This window comes from Streptomonospora halophila (assembly GCF_039542725.1).
GTDB lineage: Bacteria > Actinomycetota > Actinomycetes > Streptosporangiales > Streptosporangiaceae > Streptomonospora > Streptomonospora halophila.
Map to the genome: position 1 here is coordinate 5,839 of NZ_BAABIK010000017.1, position 15,986 is coordinate 21,824.

Here is a 15,986-nt window from a genome sequence, read left to right on the forward strand (position 1 = left end):
GACACTTCAGACGGCGAGGAGTCCGAAACCCCCGCCGACCCCGCCCACGTCCCGCTACCCGCCTCCGACACCTCCTCCACGCACTCCGCACCACCCGCCGACCCGCCCACTCCGGACACGCCCGTCCGCGAGGCGGACCTCGGCTACCTGCTGACCTCGAACATGTTCCGCCCGAACCTCATCGAAACCGGCGATGTGGACCGGCAGCTGGTCCAGCGGCTGGCGCAAGGCAACATCGGCGACCACGGAATGCGCCGGGCGTTCGGCGACGCCGTTCGCCGCCAGGCCCAGGACGACGTGCGGCCGTTCTTCCGGCCCGGCGGGTTCTCCACCCGGGTGCAGGGTCCGGGCGGCACCTGGGGCGCCAAGGTGCGCGTCAACCCCAGCGGCACCTACCGGCTCGGCGACCATCCCGCGCCACCCCCCGCGTCCTCGGACTCCCGCGCGCCGCGGGCCGACCGCGCATCCCGCCCCCGGGTCACCTCTGCGGCGGGCGCGGCGGTCAGCCGGGGCGCGGGCGGCAGCCACGGCGGGAGCAAGAGCTTCTCCCTGGGCATCCTGATCACGCCCTTCTACATCGCGCCCGCCGAAGTGGGCAGCTTCGGTTGGCGCGGCACCTTCCGCGCCACGTTCTCCTACCGGGCCCGCTCGACGGGGCACTCCACGAGCACGTCCAGCGGCTCCAGCACCATCGTGGAGGTCAAGGGCGAACCGCACGTCTACGGCGCCGACCTGGACATGGACATCGAGCTGGTCCCACCCCGGCAGCCGGGCCACGATGCTCCCGACCCGATCACCGACCGCAGCAGGCTGCACGTGGACCTCAGTGTGCCCGGCGGCATCGCCCGCAACGAGCACGAGGCCCCGCAGGAGATCACCCTGCGCGACCCGCTGATGCGCAACCGGTTCGGCGGCCGGACCGGAGGCCGGTTCCCCGGTCCCGGCTCCCGCCGCATCGGGCAGAGCCACCCGATCGACGCGGGCGAGGTCGTCCGCGTCCCGCAGCCGGGCGAGCGCGACCAGGACGCGAAGGTGCGGCTCGCCGACTTCGTCTTCGACACGCTGATGGCCGAGGACTACCCGCGGCGCATCACCCGGTCCGTGCCGAAGCTCGACGAGCGGCTCACCCGGCTGCGGGAGGAGTACCGGCAGACCATCCGCACGATGTTCTCGCCGGAGAACCTGCCGGAGACCCTCAGCGCGATGACCAATGACGCGCTGCGTCCGGTGTTCAAGGACGCCAAGGGCAAGCCGCGGGCCGTGGAGATCCGGTCCTTCCCCACGCGCTACCGGCTCCTGCCCTCGCCCCCCAAGCTCAACGACATCAGCACGATGACCGGTTCGGCCAAGAGCGCCGCCACGACGAAGTCGCAGACCTCGACCGCCAAGGTGTCGGTCGGCTCCGGGCTGGACATCACGCCCAGCCTCACTGACATCGTCGCGGGCCGGATCGCGCCGCTCTACGCCGACGTGACCGGGGGCAGAAGCTGGACCGCGGGTGGCGGCAAGGCCACCACCGGCTCGGTCACCCCCATGTTCTGGGGCGCACCGGGCACCGGCGCCTACGACGTCGAGCGCAACTTCCACCTCCGCTTCTACGAGGACGGCGCCGACCACCTGTTCACCGGGAGCACCGTCGAACTCCTCACCTTCGAGGACGCCAAGCTGATCGCGCAGTCCTCGACGGACCAGCAGGGCCTGCGGACACGGCCCGGCGACGGGCGCGCCACCACCGTCGAGCCGGGCCGCCGCCCTCCGTTCGCCAACCTCGCGCTGGACCAGCCGACCAACCTGAGCTGGACCATGCCCGTCTCCTTCGCCTGGAGCGGCGGCGAGGTGTTCCACCCGACGCCGACCCCGCGGCCGGCGGGAACCGCGGCCCCGACCCCCGAAGAGCTGGAGATGCTGGGGCGGACGGTCACCGACTGGATCACCCAGAACCTGCTGAACGAGATCTCCCGGCACCGGCCCGGACTGGTGGTCACCGACCTGTCGAGGAGCCGCGGCGACTTCGCCGCCCGGCCGGGCAACCAGGACAAGGGCTACCGCGAACTCTCGCCGCGGGAGAAGCCGCCGCTGCGGCGCTCCTTCGACGTCGCCCTGGAGAACACGCTCAAGGTCGCTCGGGAGATCTCGGACGCGACGCTCAAGGGCGGGCACGTGGACCTGCCGCACGACGGACTGCCGGTCGTCCTGCGGGACACGGCGATCGAGCACCCGTCCACGGTCGCGGTGCGTCTGTTCGCCACCTTCGGGCCACTGCAGCACGCCGGTACCACCGAGCGCAGCACCGGGGTGGAGGTGTCGGGCGGCTCGCAGAGCAACACGAGCAAGGGCTCGTCGTGGAACTGGAGCCTGGGCGCCCGGATGTTCGGCAACGTCCGCGCGGGCGAACCCGACGCGCGGGGCACGCGGACGCCCGGAGGCGTCTTCCCGCAGATCAGAACCTCGTTGAGCCGGACCATCGGCGGTTCCCAGGGGCAAAGCGGGGACGCGACGTACACCGCGACGCTGATGTTCGACGGCGCATCGGACCTGTGGGAGTCCGACGCGATCTTCCGCGCGAACTTCTACGAGGACGACGACATCGGCCAGAGCCGCGACACGGCCCCGGTCGGATCGCGCGGAACGCCCTTCCGCCAGTTCGTACCCGCGCAGTTCGAACTGGCCACGCCCCGCCTGCCCACGGCGATCACGCTGGACGACACCGCCGGCACCGGCACCGGGCGCATCCAGGACCTCGGGCAGGACGAGGCCCGCAGCCTCGTCACCGGCCGGGCTCCGCGGACCGAGGGGGACGGCCGGAGGGGGCCCGGTCAGGGGACCGGCCGCGGTGGCAGGCGGCGTATCGATCCGCCCGCGGGCGAAGTGCCCGCTGCCGGCGGAGGGCGCCGCCGGCAGCCGCCCGCGATCGAACTGCCCAGCCGCGGCGGGCAGCGCGACCGGCCGCAGGCCACCGGCCAACCGGTGGACCGCGACGGCCGGCGCGACCGGCAGCCGAGCGTGCACGAACGCCTCCGGCGCGCCGGGGCCTTCGTGGTGGACGTCGAACTCGACTACACGCTCGGCACGGGCGACAACGCCCGCGACATCCACCTGATCGACGCCGCCGGCCGCCTGTTCTCCCGGGACGTCGCCGGCAGGCACTTCTTCGGCACCCACGAGGGCTACAGCCGCAAGATCGACCACCACAGCTCCGCGAGCGAGGGCGGCCGACTGTTCTACCCCGCCTCGTTGTCCAAGCAGAACCTCGCACCCAACATCCTCTTCGGCGTCACGACCGACGTGGACATGAGCGGCGGCTTCTGGTCACCGAACACGCTGCGGGTGGCGATGAACACGTCCGCGCACATCGACTCGGTGGCCTTCAAGCCGGTCAAGGCCTCGGTCATCATCGAAGGCGAGACCCCGGTCGGGCTGAACACCGGCACCGTCCGCACCTGGACCTTCTCAGTCGGGGGGTCGATGCTGCCGGCCCTGGTCACCACCGCCCCGGCGGAGTCGCCGAACACGCCGATGGACTCGACCTACAACCCGACCTTCTTCAGCGGCGCCACGGGCGACCGCACCTGGACCTTGTCGTCGCGGACCGCCGGAGCCGCCGGCTCGTTCTCGGTCAAGCGGTCGTACCTGATCAAGTCCGGCTACTCCTACCTCTTCGCCGGCTCCGGCCGGATCCAGCAGGCTGTGGAGTTCCGGCCGGACTGGAGCATCGGCCCGACGAAGTCGCGCACCCCCCTGTACCACGGCTGGGAGGCCGACAAGCGCAACCTGCTCTCCGGCTTCATGCACGGTCGCGACGCCATGGCCAGCGGGCTGCTGCCGGATCTGGACGTGGTGTCCGACGGGCGGACCCGGCGCCTGTCGGAACTGGAGCGGCAGCCGCACCCGCCGGTGCGGATCCGGCCCGGCTTCCACGGTTCGGGCACCGCCTACCGAGCCCCCGACCCGACGGCGGCACTGGACTCCCTCTCCGCCGGGCTGCGCGGCAACGGCTTCGAAATGACGGCCAACAGCCGCGACGACCTGCGCAACGCGCTCCAGTCCAACCTCGGCCGGCGGGCCGCCGCCCCGGCCCCCGTCCCTGTGAAGATCCGCCGCGCCGACCACTCGCTGCTGGTGGCCGACCTTCCCGCCATCGACGCCGTGGTCGACATCTCCCGCACATGGTCGGACAGGCCGCAGGCGGAGTACACCGGTGGCGAGGCGGAGTTCCGCGAGAAGTTCACCTGGTCCGTCACGCGGTCGGCCTCCGCCTCCAGCGGGCGGCAGGACACCGCGGGGGTCGGCGGCTTCGGTTTCATGCCGTCCCTGCCGCGCAGCGGGGACGACGTACCGGCCGGTGAGGCGCCGGCGGGCGTGACGCCCACGACCCTCGCCCCTGCGCACTCCCACTCGGGGTCCAGCGGACGCAGCCACACCTCCGACACCGCCGAGTCGCAGTCCCACACGGTCGTCCTGGCGATGCCCGCGCCCTACACGAAGCTGACCGGCGAGACGGACCTGCACCTGGACCTGCACATCGAGACCAAGGCCGCACATACCGACACCCTCCAGGTCCCCGCCGGGCTGCGGCGCGACGGGATAAGGGTGACGGCGCCCGGCGGGACGGTGCAGGAGCTGTTCCCCGCCCCCTACCTGGCGTTCGGCGACCAGACGGCCGGGCCGGGCGTGGAGCCCGTTCGCAACGTGCCCGAGAACGTGGCGGCGCTGGACAGGAACTCCCCGCGCGAAGCGCTGCGGAGCTGGAACGGCCACCACCCGGTGCCGCCCGAGGGGCGGGGAGCGCTGATCCTGCCCACGGCCATCGAGAACGACGGCAAGGACATCCGCGACCTCGCGCACGTGGTCTTCGCCCACTCACTGGGCTGGACGCCGGAACCGCGCCACTTCGACGCGGACGGGGACTACACGGCGGAGGCGGTGTCGGCGGCCCGGGACTTCACCACCGACAAACTGAAGCTGACCTCGCGCTTCCAGGGAATCGACCAGCACCTCGGGCCCGAAGCGCTCACCGGGCTGTACCTGGGCGCCGACAGCCCGGGCGGCACGGACCTGCTGGACCTCGGCAAGAGCACGTGGGGGCTGAAGGCCGAACCCGACCTCGACAGCGGCCACATTCTGGACGTCGCCCCCACCGGGACCGTGGACGGGTTCTTGACCGACACGGAGGCGAGCACCGAGACCGCGGCACACACCACGTCGCACGCCAACGCGGGAGGCCCCGCCTTCGGGGACACGAGCAGCGGCACGTTCCACCCGGAGCACATCGGCACCCAGTACACCTCACTGGAGTACAACCAGGGCGCCGGCGAGGGCGGACCGTCGTCGGTCACCACCGCGCCCGGCGCCCCGTCGCACGGCAGCAGGCTGCGGCAGGGGCCGCTGTACCTGGTCGAGTTCGACACGCAGTGGGCGGTGGCCGCGCAGTCGGGCGACAGCACGTACAGGGGCCGCACCGACGTGCGGATGGCCGCCTGGGTGCCGCAGCAGGACGCGCTGCGGCTGGGCATCATCGACCAGGCCAAGATCGACGCCTTCGGCGCGCAGCGCCGGTCGCTGTCGGAGAGCCAGGAGGACCTCGCCCGCGCCGACGACGCGCTGCTGAAAGCACAGCACGACCTCACCTACGCCGCGAACGCGGTGGCCGGCGGAACGGCCCCCGAGGGCGTCGGCCACGCCGACAAGCAGGCGGACCTGCCCCTGAAGCTGCGGGAGTACGACACCAGACTGCGCAGCTGGATCGAGCAGTTGAACAACGCCCGCAGGACGCTGTTCGAGGACTCCGATTCCGAGAGCGCCGAGGGCGGCTCGTCGGGTGGCAGCTCCGACGAGTCCGGTTCCGCTTCCGGCTCCGAAGGGTCCGAATCCGGCTCCGAGAGCGCCGAGGACAGCTCGTCCGGTGATAGCTCCGCCGACTCCGATTCCGACTCAGAAAGCGGCGGGCGCCGGACTCCGGACCCGGCGACCGGGTCGGGTCGCCCCAGCACGGAGTCTGGGCCCGTCCGCGCGCACGGAACCGGAGGGGAGAGCGGCCGGGCCCGGCAGTCCGGTTCCACCGGCGGCCGCGGCCGGAGCACCGGCGCAGGGACCGGTCGGGCTCCCGAACCCGGGACCGGCCGTGCACCCGGCGACCGGCGGTTCCCGCATCCGGAGGCGGAGGAGGACCCGGGCTACGAGTCGGACTCCGAGGACGACCTCTACTCGGCGACGCCGCCCCGGCGCGCCACCCCCGGCCCCGGGCAACCGCGCGTGCCCACCACCGACACCCCGGCGCAGCAGACCGGCACGACCGCACCCGAGACACCCGGCAGCACCCGCGGTCCCGAACCCGCACGGCCGCGACGCGTCGAGTCGGAGTCCGAGCCCGACTCCGAGTCCGGCGGCGAGGACGTTCCCGCGCCGAAGGGGCGGGAACCGGAGGCCAAGGCGAAGGAGCAGGCCGCCGCCGACGAGCGGGGCGGAGACAGCCCGTCACCGCAGGACCTCGCGTCCGTGTTCGCCGCGGAGCTGAACCCCCGGCAGGACCATTCGGGCGGCGGCACCGAGACCGACGGCGAGCAGACCACCGACCGCTTCGAGGCCGACCGGCCGACCGGGTCCCCCGTCATCCCACCCGCCCCGCAGTCGACCCCGGTCTCCTCACCGGAACCGACCCCGCGGCCCGAAACACAGCGGCAACCGCCCGCCGACGCCCGAAGCGACAGCGAGAACACCGGCGACAGCGACGACGATGGGAAAACCCCCGCTCGCACGGAAGCCGACCACCGGGTCACCCAGGTCACCGCACCGGAGCAGCACGCCACGAGCCACCAGGCCCCGACCGGCGGCAGGCGTGCCGAGGGCGTGAACCCCACTGCCGCGCGCGATGAGCGCCCGACCGAACTCACCCCGATCCAGGTGACCGACGTGCGTTCCGAACTGAAGTCTCTTTCCGGCCGCGAGGGGATCCCGGACGAAGAGGTCCAGGCGGCATACCGGAAGTGGCTGAAACTCGGCCGCCCCATACCGAAGTCGACCTCCCTTGCCGTACATGTGGCCTACCTATACGTGACGGGCGAACTGCCGGGGTTGCGCGGAGGCGCGCTGGGGCTCGAGGGCGAACTGCACAGCATCGGCCTCCCGCTGCCGCGCGGGTACAGCTTTGACGACTTCGACGAGGTCGTGGAAGCTCGGGAGTTCTCGATCGTGCTGGACCTCGGCCACCGAGGACCGATCCTGGAAATCGTCAGCAAACCGTTCGCGGTGGTGGACGGAGATGTCGGCCGGCCCTCGGCGGAGGAGGTGCACCGGGCGGTCCAGGACGCAGTGAGCAGGCTGACATCGGCGCGGGACGGCGCCAGGTTGGAGCAGATCTTCGCCGATGACCGTTTCTACGTCGATCCGGTCGCGGGCGACTTCCCGATACGCAAGAACGGCGACGGCGACGCGGACCAGGTGTACGCGCACTACTCGGCGGGGGTCCCGCTGGCGGGCATGCCCCAGTTCATGCGATACGTCGGCGAATCGATGCGCACCGACGGGGCCAACAGCACGGCGCGGTCGCAACTGCGGGACGGAATGAGGCTAGCGCAGGGAATCACCCGCGAGGCGGCCAACACCCACGGATTCTCGAAATTCGAACGCAAAGAACTCGAAGGTTTCCTCGCCCTCACCTACACCCAGTTCGCAGCCATTGCCGAACAGCGCTACGACGGAAGCGGCATGGCCAAGCACTTCGCCGCGCTCAACTCGCGGGTCGATATGTGGGACGCCCGCGACTCTCTGAGCCCGCAGGTCCAGCAGTACCTCCACCAGTCATCAGACAACCTGTCCACCCGGTTCGCGGAGAACTTCCGCAGCCGAAGGCGACGCGATACCAGGCCCGGCGTGGCACTGCTGGAGACGCGCCTTTCGGGCGGGTGGACATTGAGGAACTACCTCGACGGGGCGTTCTCGGACCATGCGACGCGGCGCGTGGGCCAGTACGAGGCGATGACCATCCGGACGACGATGGGCATGGACTACAACTACCACCACGGAGTCCCGATGCTCGATCCGCCCGGGCTGGTGGTGGAACTGCGGGCGCAGGGCGAATCCGAAGAGTCGCCCCACGGGCTCCAGGCGACCGCCGAGGACATCGCCGACGCAGTCAGGGACAGCTACCAGGTGGCGCAGTCCCTCAAACGGGGGGACGGCGGTAACCTCGGCTTCACGGACAACGGCGGTCCCGATGACGATCCCGGCGGCGGCCCCGGCGGCGGCCCCGGCAGTGGTCCCGGCGGCGGTCCGTCCGGCGGCTACGGCGGGTCCGCCGGTGGAAACCCCTACAGCCAGTACCCGCCGCCGAGCGGGGGCGGCTCGTACGGATTCGGGCCCTACGGCGGCCGCTACGTCGGGCAGGACTACACCTACACCGGGCACGGCTACAACAGGGCACCGGAGCCGAGCACGCACCGCCACGACCCGTCCTCCTACCCGCACTCCTACGGCCACGGCGGTGGGAGCAGCAGCCGAGACCACCAGGACGACAACGGTGCACCGGCGCCCGCACCGGCGACCGGTCAGAGCGTCTCTTCGGAGCCGCCCGCGCCCCGGCGAAGCGACGGCGGCGAGGACTCCGCGGACCGCGGGCGGTCCGGTTCGGCACGCTCCGACGCCTCAGCAAGCCCCGACCAGCGGTCGACGGCAGCCGGGGACCAGGGCGACCAGCAGCGCCCCCAGAAGGTCGGCCCGGCCGACGACCTCTTCGACACGCCGCCCCTGCAGTCGCCGAAAACACCCGAACCCGCTGACCCGAACGACCCCTGGGGCGGCAACCCGCCGAAGACGCTCGACGTCAGCGGGCTGATCGACCCCAAGAAGAACCGGAAGCACACCCGCACGATCGACGACATCATCGCCGACCTCACCTACCGCTACGGGCTCGACGACCTCGGCAACCACACAGCGGAGGACGCGGTGACTCAGGTCTTCCTCGCACGCCCTCACGAGGCCGACCCGTCGCTGCAGTACGACGACGGCGGCGACACCTATGAGGGCTACGGCGAGACCGCCGATCCCGAGGATGCGCAGACGCCGTACTCCCAGGTCCAGTACTCGCAGTACCCCACCACCGCCCAGTACTCCCAGTACCCGGCCGGCTCCGGGGCTGAGCCCGCCGCCGGCAGCGCATACGGCCATCCCGCCCAGGACCGGGCCGATGCTCCGGCACAGCATGAGGCTGAGGCCCACGCCCGCTACGGGACCGAGGCGCCCGCGCAGGCTCAGGACGAGGGCGGGGAGGAGTCGGACGCGTGGCAGCTCTCCTATGACGGGGTCGAGGACCTCGTCGCCGCCGCGCAGACCGACGTCGTGGACAGCCATCGGTTCACCGAGGGCGGCTCCGACGGAAGCACCGAGCTCCTGCAGTTCGAAAACGGGGTGAGCGCGGTCTTCAAGGACACCGAGGACGCCACGTTCGCGGTCGACCGCGCCGACGCCGAACAACTGGCCTCGCTTGTCGGCCGGGCGGTCGGCGCAAAGGTGCCCGGTGTCCTGCGGATCGGCCGGTACCAGATCCTCATGCACTACCTGCCCGGCACCTCGGGTTTCACCTACCTGGACCGCCCTCGGCCGATGCTGACCGACAGCAGGTCCGGACACATCCTCGGCCTGCTCGACGTGCTCATCGCCAACGGCGACCGCAACCCCGGCAACTGGCTCGACCAGGGCGACGGCACCGTCGCGGGCATCGACCACGGAAAGGCCTGGTTCAAGTACGAGTTCACCCCCGAGGACCCCACCGACCTGGACGGCATGGCCTTCACCGAGATCATGGGCCCCTACTACGACTTCGACCGGAACGAGTGGATCGACAACCCGCTGACCCGTGCCGACGCGCGGTGGCTGCGGTCCCGGCTCCTCCCGCTGCGCTCCGAGTTCACCAACCTGGGACGCGGCGACTGGTTCGACGAGATGATGGCGCGATTGGACATGCTGGCCGGCCACGCGTCCGGGACCGCCGACCTTGTGACGGGGAACAGCCGATGACCCGCGTGCTCTACGCCCAGGACCGCCGTACGAAGCAGATCCGGCCGATCGTGACATGGCACGACGACGGAACCTTGACCAGCGAGGACGAGCAGATGGCGAACGCGATCGCGCGGCTGCGCGACAAGCGCCGATGGTCCGGCGAGCAGATATTCGACTACTGCGCGGGCCTGTCCAACGCCTACGTACGCTACTTCGAGACATCCGGATAGCACCGGCGGCGGTGCCGTCCTGGCCTCGCCTGAAGCACCCCCTATCACCGGCAGGCAACCACGTCGGGCGCGGCCCCGGCCGCGCCGCCCCAACCCCCGATGCGAAAGGGACCATGACTCGCAGGAGTACCGGGTCGCCCCACGGTGCCGCGCCCGCGCACGGCCGACCCCGACTGCCGGCGCGGGCCGCATGCGCCGCCGTCCTCGCCCTGGTCCTGCCCACCGCTCCGGCCGCCGCGTCGCCCGGCGTTTCGCCCTCAGCGGACTCCTCGGGCGCACCCTCCTCGCCGTCCACCGATCCCCGGGCCCTGCCGCAGATCTCCGCCTTCCCGGGTACCGATGCCGAGTGCGTGCAGAGTTCGGCCACGGTCTCACGCAGGCCGTGGACCGGAGTCTCACTCGGGCTGGAGCAGGCCCGCGAACTCGACGACGGGTCCGGGACGACGGTGGCGGTCCTGGCCCCGCGCATCTCCGCAAGTCCCGAGGCCCTGTCCGACGCCGTGACCGGCACAAGCGGGGAGGATTGCAGCGGTTACGGCACCTTCCTCGCCGGGGTCGTCGGAGCGCGCCCCGTGTCCGGCAGCGGGTTCACGGGGGTCGCGCCCGCCGCCGAGATCGTCGGGATACCCGTCGGCAACCCGCGGTCCGGCGCGGTGACCGCCGGAGAGATCGCCTCCGGGATCGGTGACGCCGTCGACGCGGGCGCCGACGTGGTGCTGGTGGGCACTGCGGCGTGGGAGGGCGCCGGCGCGCTGGACGACGCGGTCGCCGCGGCGGCGTCGGCGGACGCGCTGGTCGTGGCTCCTGCGTCGGTGACCCCGCAAGGCGAGACGCTGCCGGGCCATCCGGCGCAGCATCCGGAGGTGCTCAGCGTCGGCTCCTACGACCCGAAGGGCGAGCCGGTGCTCGTCTCACCGCTGCCGCTGGACGGCGGCGGTGAGACGGCGCGCACCGACGTGACCGCGCCCGGATCGCGGGTGATGGGCGTGGGCCCCGACGGCGGCCACTATGTGGGCGGCGGAGACGGAGTCGCCGCCGCGTTCGCCGCGGGGACCGCGGCTCTGGTGCGTTCCCGCGAGCCCGACCTGTCGGCCGCCGAGGTGCGGGAGAGGCTGATGGCGACGGCGCGCGGCGCCACTCTCGGCGCGAGCGGCGAGGCCGTGGGCCGCGGCCCGATCGATCCGGTGGCGGCCCTGACGAACAGCCCGGAGCGGGGAGAGCCGCCCGCGGGCGGAGGCGCCCGCTTCGTCGCCGCCCCGCCGCCGGAGGGCACCTGGGATGCTCCCGTGACGATCGCGATCGCGGGAGGCGCGGGCCTGGTCGTCGTGTTCTGCGCACTGGGCGCGGTCGTCCTGCGCAGGGGCCGCGCCCGCGCCTGGCGCCCTGCCGCGGCGGACGAGCAGATCTCGCCCGCCCCCGACGACGGCGACGACGGCTAAGCCCGTTCGGCCGCGGCGGGTGGCGTCAGGGCGAGCACGAAATACAACCCGTCGCCATGGGGACGGGCGTCCCAACTGTCGGCGAAGGCCTCGACAAGCGCGAGCCCCCGGCCGTGCTCCTCCTCGCTCCCGGCCACTGCGCGCTCCGGCCGGCGGTCGGGGCTGCCCGCGTCCTCGACCTCGATGGAGAGGGTTTCCCGGCTGCCCCAGGGGCTCGGCCCTTCCGGCCCGCGCCGGCCCGCGGCCCCGTGCCCGACCGTGCCGGTCGCTCCTCCATCGCCGGTCATTCCTCCATGCCCTCGGCGATGGCCACCTGCACCTCGATCGGGTCGCGGCGGGAGATCCACAGCGCGCGGCCCGGCGGCATGCGGCGGGGCCGGATGCTGCCGAACAGCACGCCCTCGGACTGCGGCGCCGAGAACAGCACCGCGGGTGCGTTGCCGTCGATCATGGTGCGGATGACCGGGTCGGAGGCCGCGCGGCTGAACCCGCCGGCCGCGTGCACCAGGATCAGGTGCATGCCGATCTCCGCGCCTTGGGAGAGCATCGGCTGCAGCGGCGCGAGCGGGCTGGGCCCGCTGCCCGACATCATCTCGTAGTCGTCGACCACGAGGAACAGTTCGGGCCCGGTCCACCAGTCGCGGCGGCGCAGCCGCTCGGGGGTGATGTCGGGGCCGGGCAGCCGCTCGCGCATGGCGCCCGCGGCGGCCTGCATCATCTCCTGCATGCTCTCGCCGGTGACCGCGTAGCCGAGCTGCATGTCGCGCGGTACGGCGTCGAAGAGCTGGCGCCGCTGGTCGACCAGCACCACGCGGGCGCTCTGGGCGTCGTAGTGGTCCCGGATGGCGTTGGTGATGTGGCGGACCAGCGTGGTCTTGCCGGTCTCGGTGTCGCCGACGACGATCAGGTGCGGTGTGGCGGAGAAGTCGTGCCAGAACGGCTTCATCCGGCGGCCCTCCACCCCCAGCGACACCTTCAGCCCTCCGGTCTCGGTCAGCTCGGAGGCCGGAAGCTCGCGGGCGTGCAGGACCGGGGGCAGGGTACGCACCGCCGGCGCCTGGGGGCCGTCGCCCCACCCGTCGGTGACGCGCGAGATCAGGTCGCTGACGCCCGCGGACAGGGTCACCGGGTCGGCACTGCCGTCGGCGCGCGGCAGGCCGGTGAGGAAGTGGTACTTGTCCTCGGTGATGCCGCGGCCCGGCGTGCGCGGCACGGTCTGGGCGGCGCGCATGTGCACGATGGAGTCGACCGGGTCGCCGAGCCGCAGCTCGAAGCGGGTGCCCAGCAGGTCCCGCAGGCCGGTGTGGAAGTCGGCCCACCGGGGCGAGGCCACGACGACGTGGATGCCGTAATTCAGGCCGCGCTGGACCAGTTGCAGGATCGAGGAAACGTGGTCGGCGAACTCCTGCCGGATGGTGCCCCAGCCGTCGACGACCAGGAAGACGTCTCCGTAGGGGTCGTCGGCGAACTCGCCCGCCGCCCGTCGGCGCCGGTAGGTGGCCATGGAGTCGATGCCGTGCTCGGCGAACTGCGCCTCGCGGTTGGTGAGCAGTTCGTGCAGCTCCAGGATGGTGCGGACGATGCGCCGCTCCTCGGTCCGCGCGGCGACGCTGCCCACGTGCGGCAGCCCGTTGAGTGTCTGGAGCACGCCGCCGCCGCAGTCGATGCAGTAGAACTGCACCTGCGCGGGGGTGTTGAGTACGGCGAGGCTGAGCATCAGCAGGGCGAGCGCGGTGCTCTTGCCGCTCTGCGGACCTCCGGCGATGCCGACGTGGCCGCCGGCGCCGGTGAGGTCGGCTTTCAGCGGCAGCCGGGTGTGCTCGAAGGGGCGGTCGATGATGCCCAGCGGCACCTCCAGGCGCCCGCTCCCGGTCCAGGCGAGTCCGCCTTCCGGCAGGTGCACTCCGACCATCGCCAGCAGTTCGTCCATGCGCAGCGGTACATCAAGCGGCGGCAGCCAGATCTCGCGGGCGGGCGGCCCGTGGTCCATCAGCCGGTCGAGGGCCGCCGAGATCAGTGTGGGAGCGGAGTCGTCCTCGGGTTCGGGCTCGGGCGCCTCATCCACCGGTTGGGGCTTGGGCACGTAGTCGTCGGAGAACACGACGACGCCCTGCGGCCCGCCCTCCCGGCTCACCGCGCGCGGCTTGGTGCGGTAGGCACCGGACACGTAGGCGGCCTTGAACCGGGTGAGCGTCTCGATGTCGCTCTTCAGGTAGCCGCTTCCCGGAACGGGGGGCAGCTCGTAGGCGTCGGGCACGCCCAGCACGCCGCGGCTTTCCATCGCCGAGAAGGTGCGCAGCCCGATCCGGTAGGAGAGGTGGCCTTCGAGCTGGTGCATGCGGCCCTCGTCCAGGCGCTGGGAGGCCAGCAGCAGGTGCACGCCGAGGCTGCGGCCCAGGCGCCCGATCATCACGAACAGGTCCATGAAGTCGCGGTGGGCGGCCAGCAGCTCGCTGAACTCGTCCACGACCACGAGCAGACTCGGCATGGGGTCCATCCGCGGGTTGGACTCGCGGGCCTTCTCGTACTCGTGGATGGAGGAGAAGTTGCCGGCCGAGCGCAGCAGCTCCTGGCGGCGGATGAGCTCGCCGTGCAGCGCGTCCTGCATGCGGTCGACCAGGATGGCCTCGTCGGCGAGGTTGGTGATCAGCGCGGAGGTGTGGCGCAGCTTGTCGAGCCCGATGAAGGTGGCGCCGCCCTTGAAGTCCACGAGGACGAAGTTGAGGGTCTCGGGAGAGTGGGTGAGGGCCAGCGCCAGCACCAGGGTGCGCAGTAGTTCGCTCTTGCCGGATCCGGTGGCGCCGATGAGCATGCCGTGGGGGCCCATGCCGCCCAGGGCCGACTCCTTGATGTCCAGCTCCAGCGGCCCGCCGTCGGCCGCGATGCCCAGGGGGACGCGCAGCCGGTTCTTGGGGTGCTGCTCGCTCCATGAGCGCTGCACGTCGTGCTCGTACAGGTTGGAGATACCCACGAGCGAGGTCAGCTCGAAGTCTGTGGTCAGCGGCTCGGTGACCTCGGAGGTGAAGCCGATCCGGTAGGGCGCCAGCAGCCGGCCGAGGCCGGCGGCCCGGTTGGGTCCGAGGGAGTCGGGGCGGCCGAGGGACGTGGTGACCTGCCGCCCGTTGTTGTCTCGGGAGAGCATGACCAGCTCGCCCTGCTCGACTTGGAGCGCGAGCGTGTAGGGGTCGTCCTCGGGCGGCATGGGGTCGTCGAGCTCGATGACGACGCCGTTGCGGTAGCCGCCGCCGAGGAACCGCGAACCGGCGGGGACCTTGCCGCCGTCGAGCACGATGACGGTGAAGGGCTCGTCGCGGTTGGGGGACGCGTCGGGGTCGAAGCGCGGGCGGTCGGCGAGGTCGGGCCCGATGAGGGATTCCAGGTCGACGGCGTCGGCGGCCATCAGCCGCGTGGAGCCGACACCGTCGGTGTCCGTGGCGTGCTGGTTGTGCGGCAGCCACTTCAGCCACGCCCAGGCCGGTCGCATCTCGTCGGAGACGCAGGCGGCCACCCGCAGCTCGTCGTGCGGATGGGCGACGGCGAGCTGGCCGACGAGGGCGCGCACCATGGCACGGGATGCCTCGGGGTCGCCGCGCAGCGAGATGCGGGCGTAGCCGCGCAGGTAGACCAGCACCGGCTGGTCCTGGACCGTGGTGTAGGCGCGGACGAAGCGGCGCAGCGCGTGAGCGCTCAGCGGTTCCAGGTCTTCGACGGGCTTGGACGACAGCGGCGCGATGGTCATCGCCATGGCCTGCTCGCCGACTCCGATCCGCACCTCGGCGAAGTCGTCGTCCTCGGCCCGGCGCTCCCACAGCCGGGAGGTGCGCACGATGGACCACAGCGCGTCGGGGTGCGGCGCCCGCCACAGCATCGCGTCGCGCTGCTCGGTGACGACCTCGCGCAGCCTGGTACGCATCTGCTTGAGGTAGCGCAGATAGTCCTGCCGGTCGCCGTTGAGCTTGTTGCGGCGCTCCAGCTGGGCGCGCACGTACTGGCCGCCGAGCATCACCACCGCGCCGACGAGCATCATGCCTCCGGCGAGGTAGACCATGAGGTCGCCGCCCCCGCCGCCCCCGCCGCCACCGCCGCCGCCCCTGCCGATGTAGCGCGGAACGATCAGCAGCATCATCGACATGGAGGTCATGGCCATCGGCATGTACATCAGCACCGAGGACATGGTCGATTCGGGTTCGGACAGCTCCGGCGGCTCCTGGAGCGAGACCGTGCCGGACGGCATGTCGGGGCCGGGCCGGCGCGGCGGTCGGCGGACCAGGATCGTGCTCACGGGGTCCTCACCCTCACCAGACGTTTCCTTCGTCGTCGACGA

The 15,986-nt window shown here is 72.0% G+C and carries 5 protein-coding genes; 3 read left to right on the plus strand and 2 right to left on the minus strand.

What is annotated here, in order from left to right; genetic code table 11:
• Positions 1-162 precede the first annotated feature (162 nt).
• The 3 genes from ABEA15_RS15280 (at position 163) to ABEA15_RS15290 (ending at position 11,662) form a co-directional block, all read left to right on the plus strand.
• Positions 163-10,011: a hypothetical protein gene (locus tag ABEA15_RS15280; protein ID WP_345557144.1), complete on the plus strand. Its 9,849-nt coding sequence runs from the start codon at positions 163-165 to the stop codon at positions 10,009-10,011.
• 50 nt (positions 10,012-10,061) lie between these two features.
• Complete coding sequence (locus ABEA15_RS15285; protein WP_345557145.1) at positions 10,062-10,223, plus strand: hypothetical protein; 162 nt, start codon at positions 10,062-10,064, stop codon at positions 10,221-10,223.
• Positions 10,224-10,336: 113 nt separating this feature from the next.
• The gene (locus ABEA15_RS15290; RefSeq protein ID WP_345557146.1) at positions 10,337-11,662 is read left to right on the plus strand and encodes a S8 family serine peptidase; all 1,326 of its coding nucleotides are present in this window, start codon (positions 10,337-10,339) and stop codon (positions 11,660-11,662) included.
• On the opposite strand, the gene ABEA15_RS15295 is transcribed toward ABEA15_RS15290, so the two are convergent.
• Both ABEA15_RS15295 and eccCa read right to left on the minus strand, forming a co-directional pair.
• Positions 11,659-11,949 (minus strand): ATP-binding protein, encoded by a 291-nt coding sequence (locus ABEA15_RS15295; RefSeq protein WP_345557147.1) that lies wholly within the window; start codon positions 11,947-11,949, stop codon positions 11,659-11,661. The two genes, ABEA15_RS15290 and ABEA15_RS15295, sit on opposite strands and share 4 nt — an antisense overlap.
• Positions 11,946-15,944: a type VII secretion protein EccCa gene (gene eccCa / locus ABEA15_RS15300; protein WP_345557148.1), complete on the minus strand. Its 3,999-nt coding sequence runs from the start codon at positions 15,942-15,944 to the stop codon at positions 11,946-11,948. The genes ABEA15_RS15295 and eccCa overlap by 4 nt, the downstream gene beginning before the upstream one ends.
• Between the last annotated feature and the right edge of the window lie 42 nt (positions 15,945-15,986).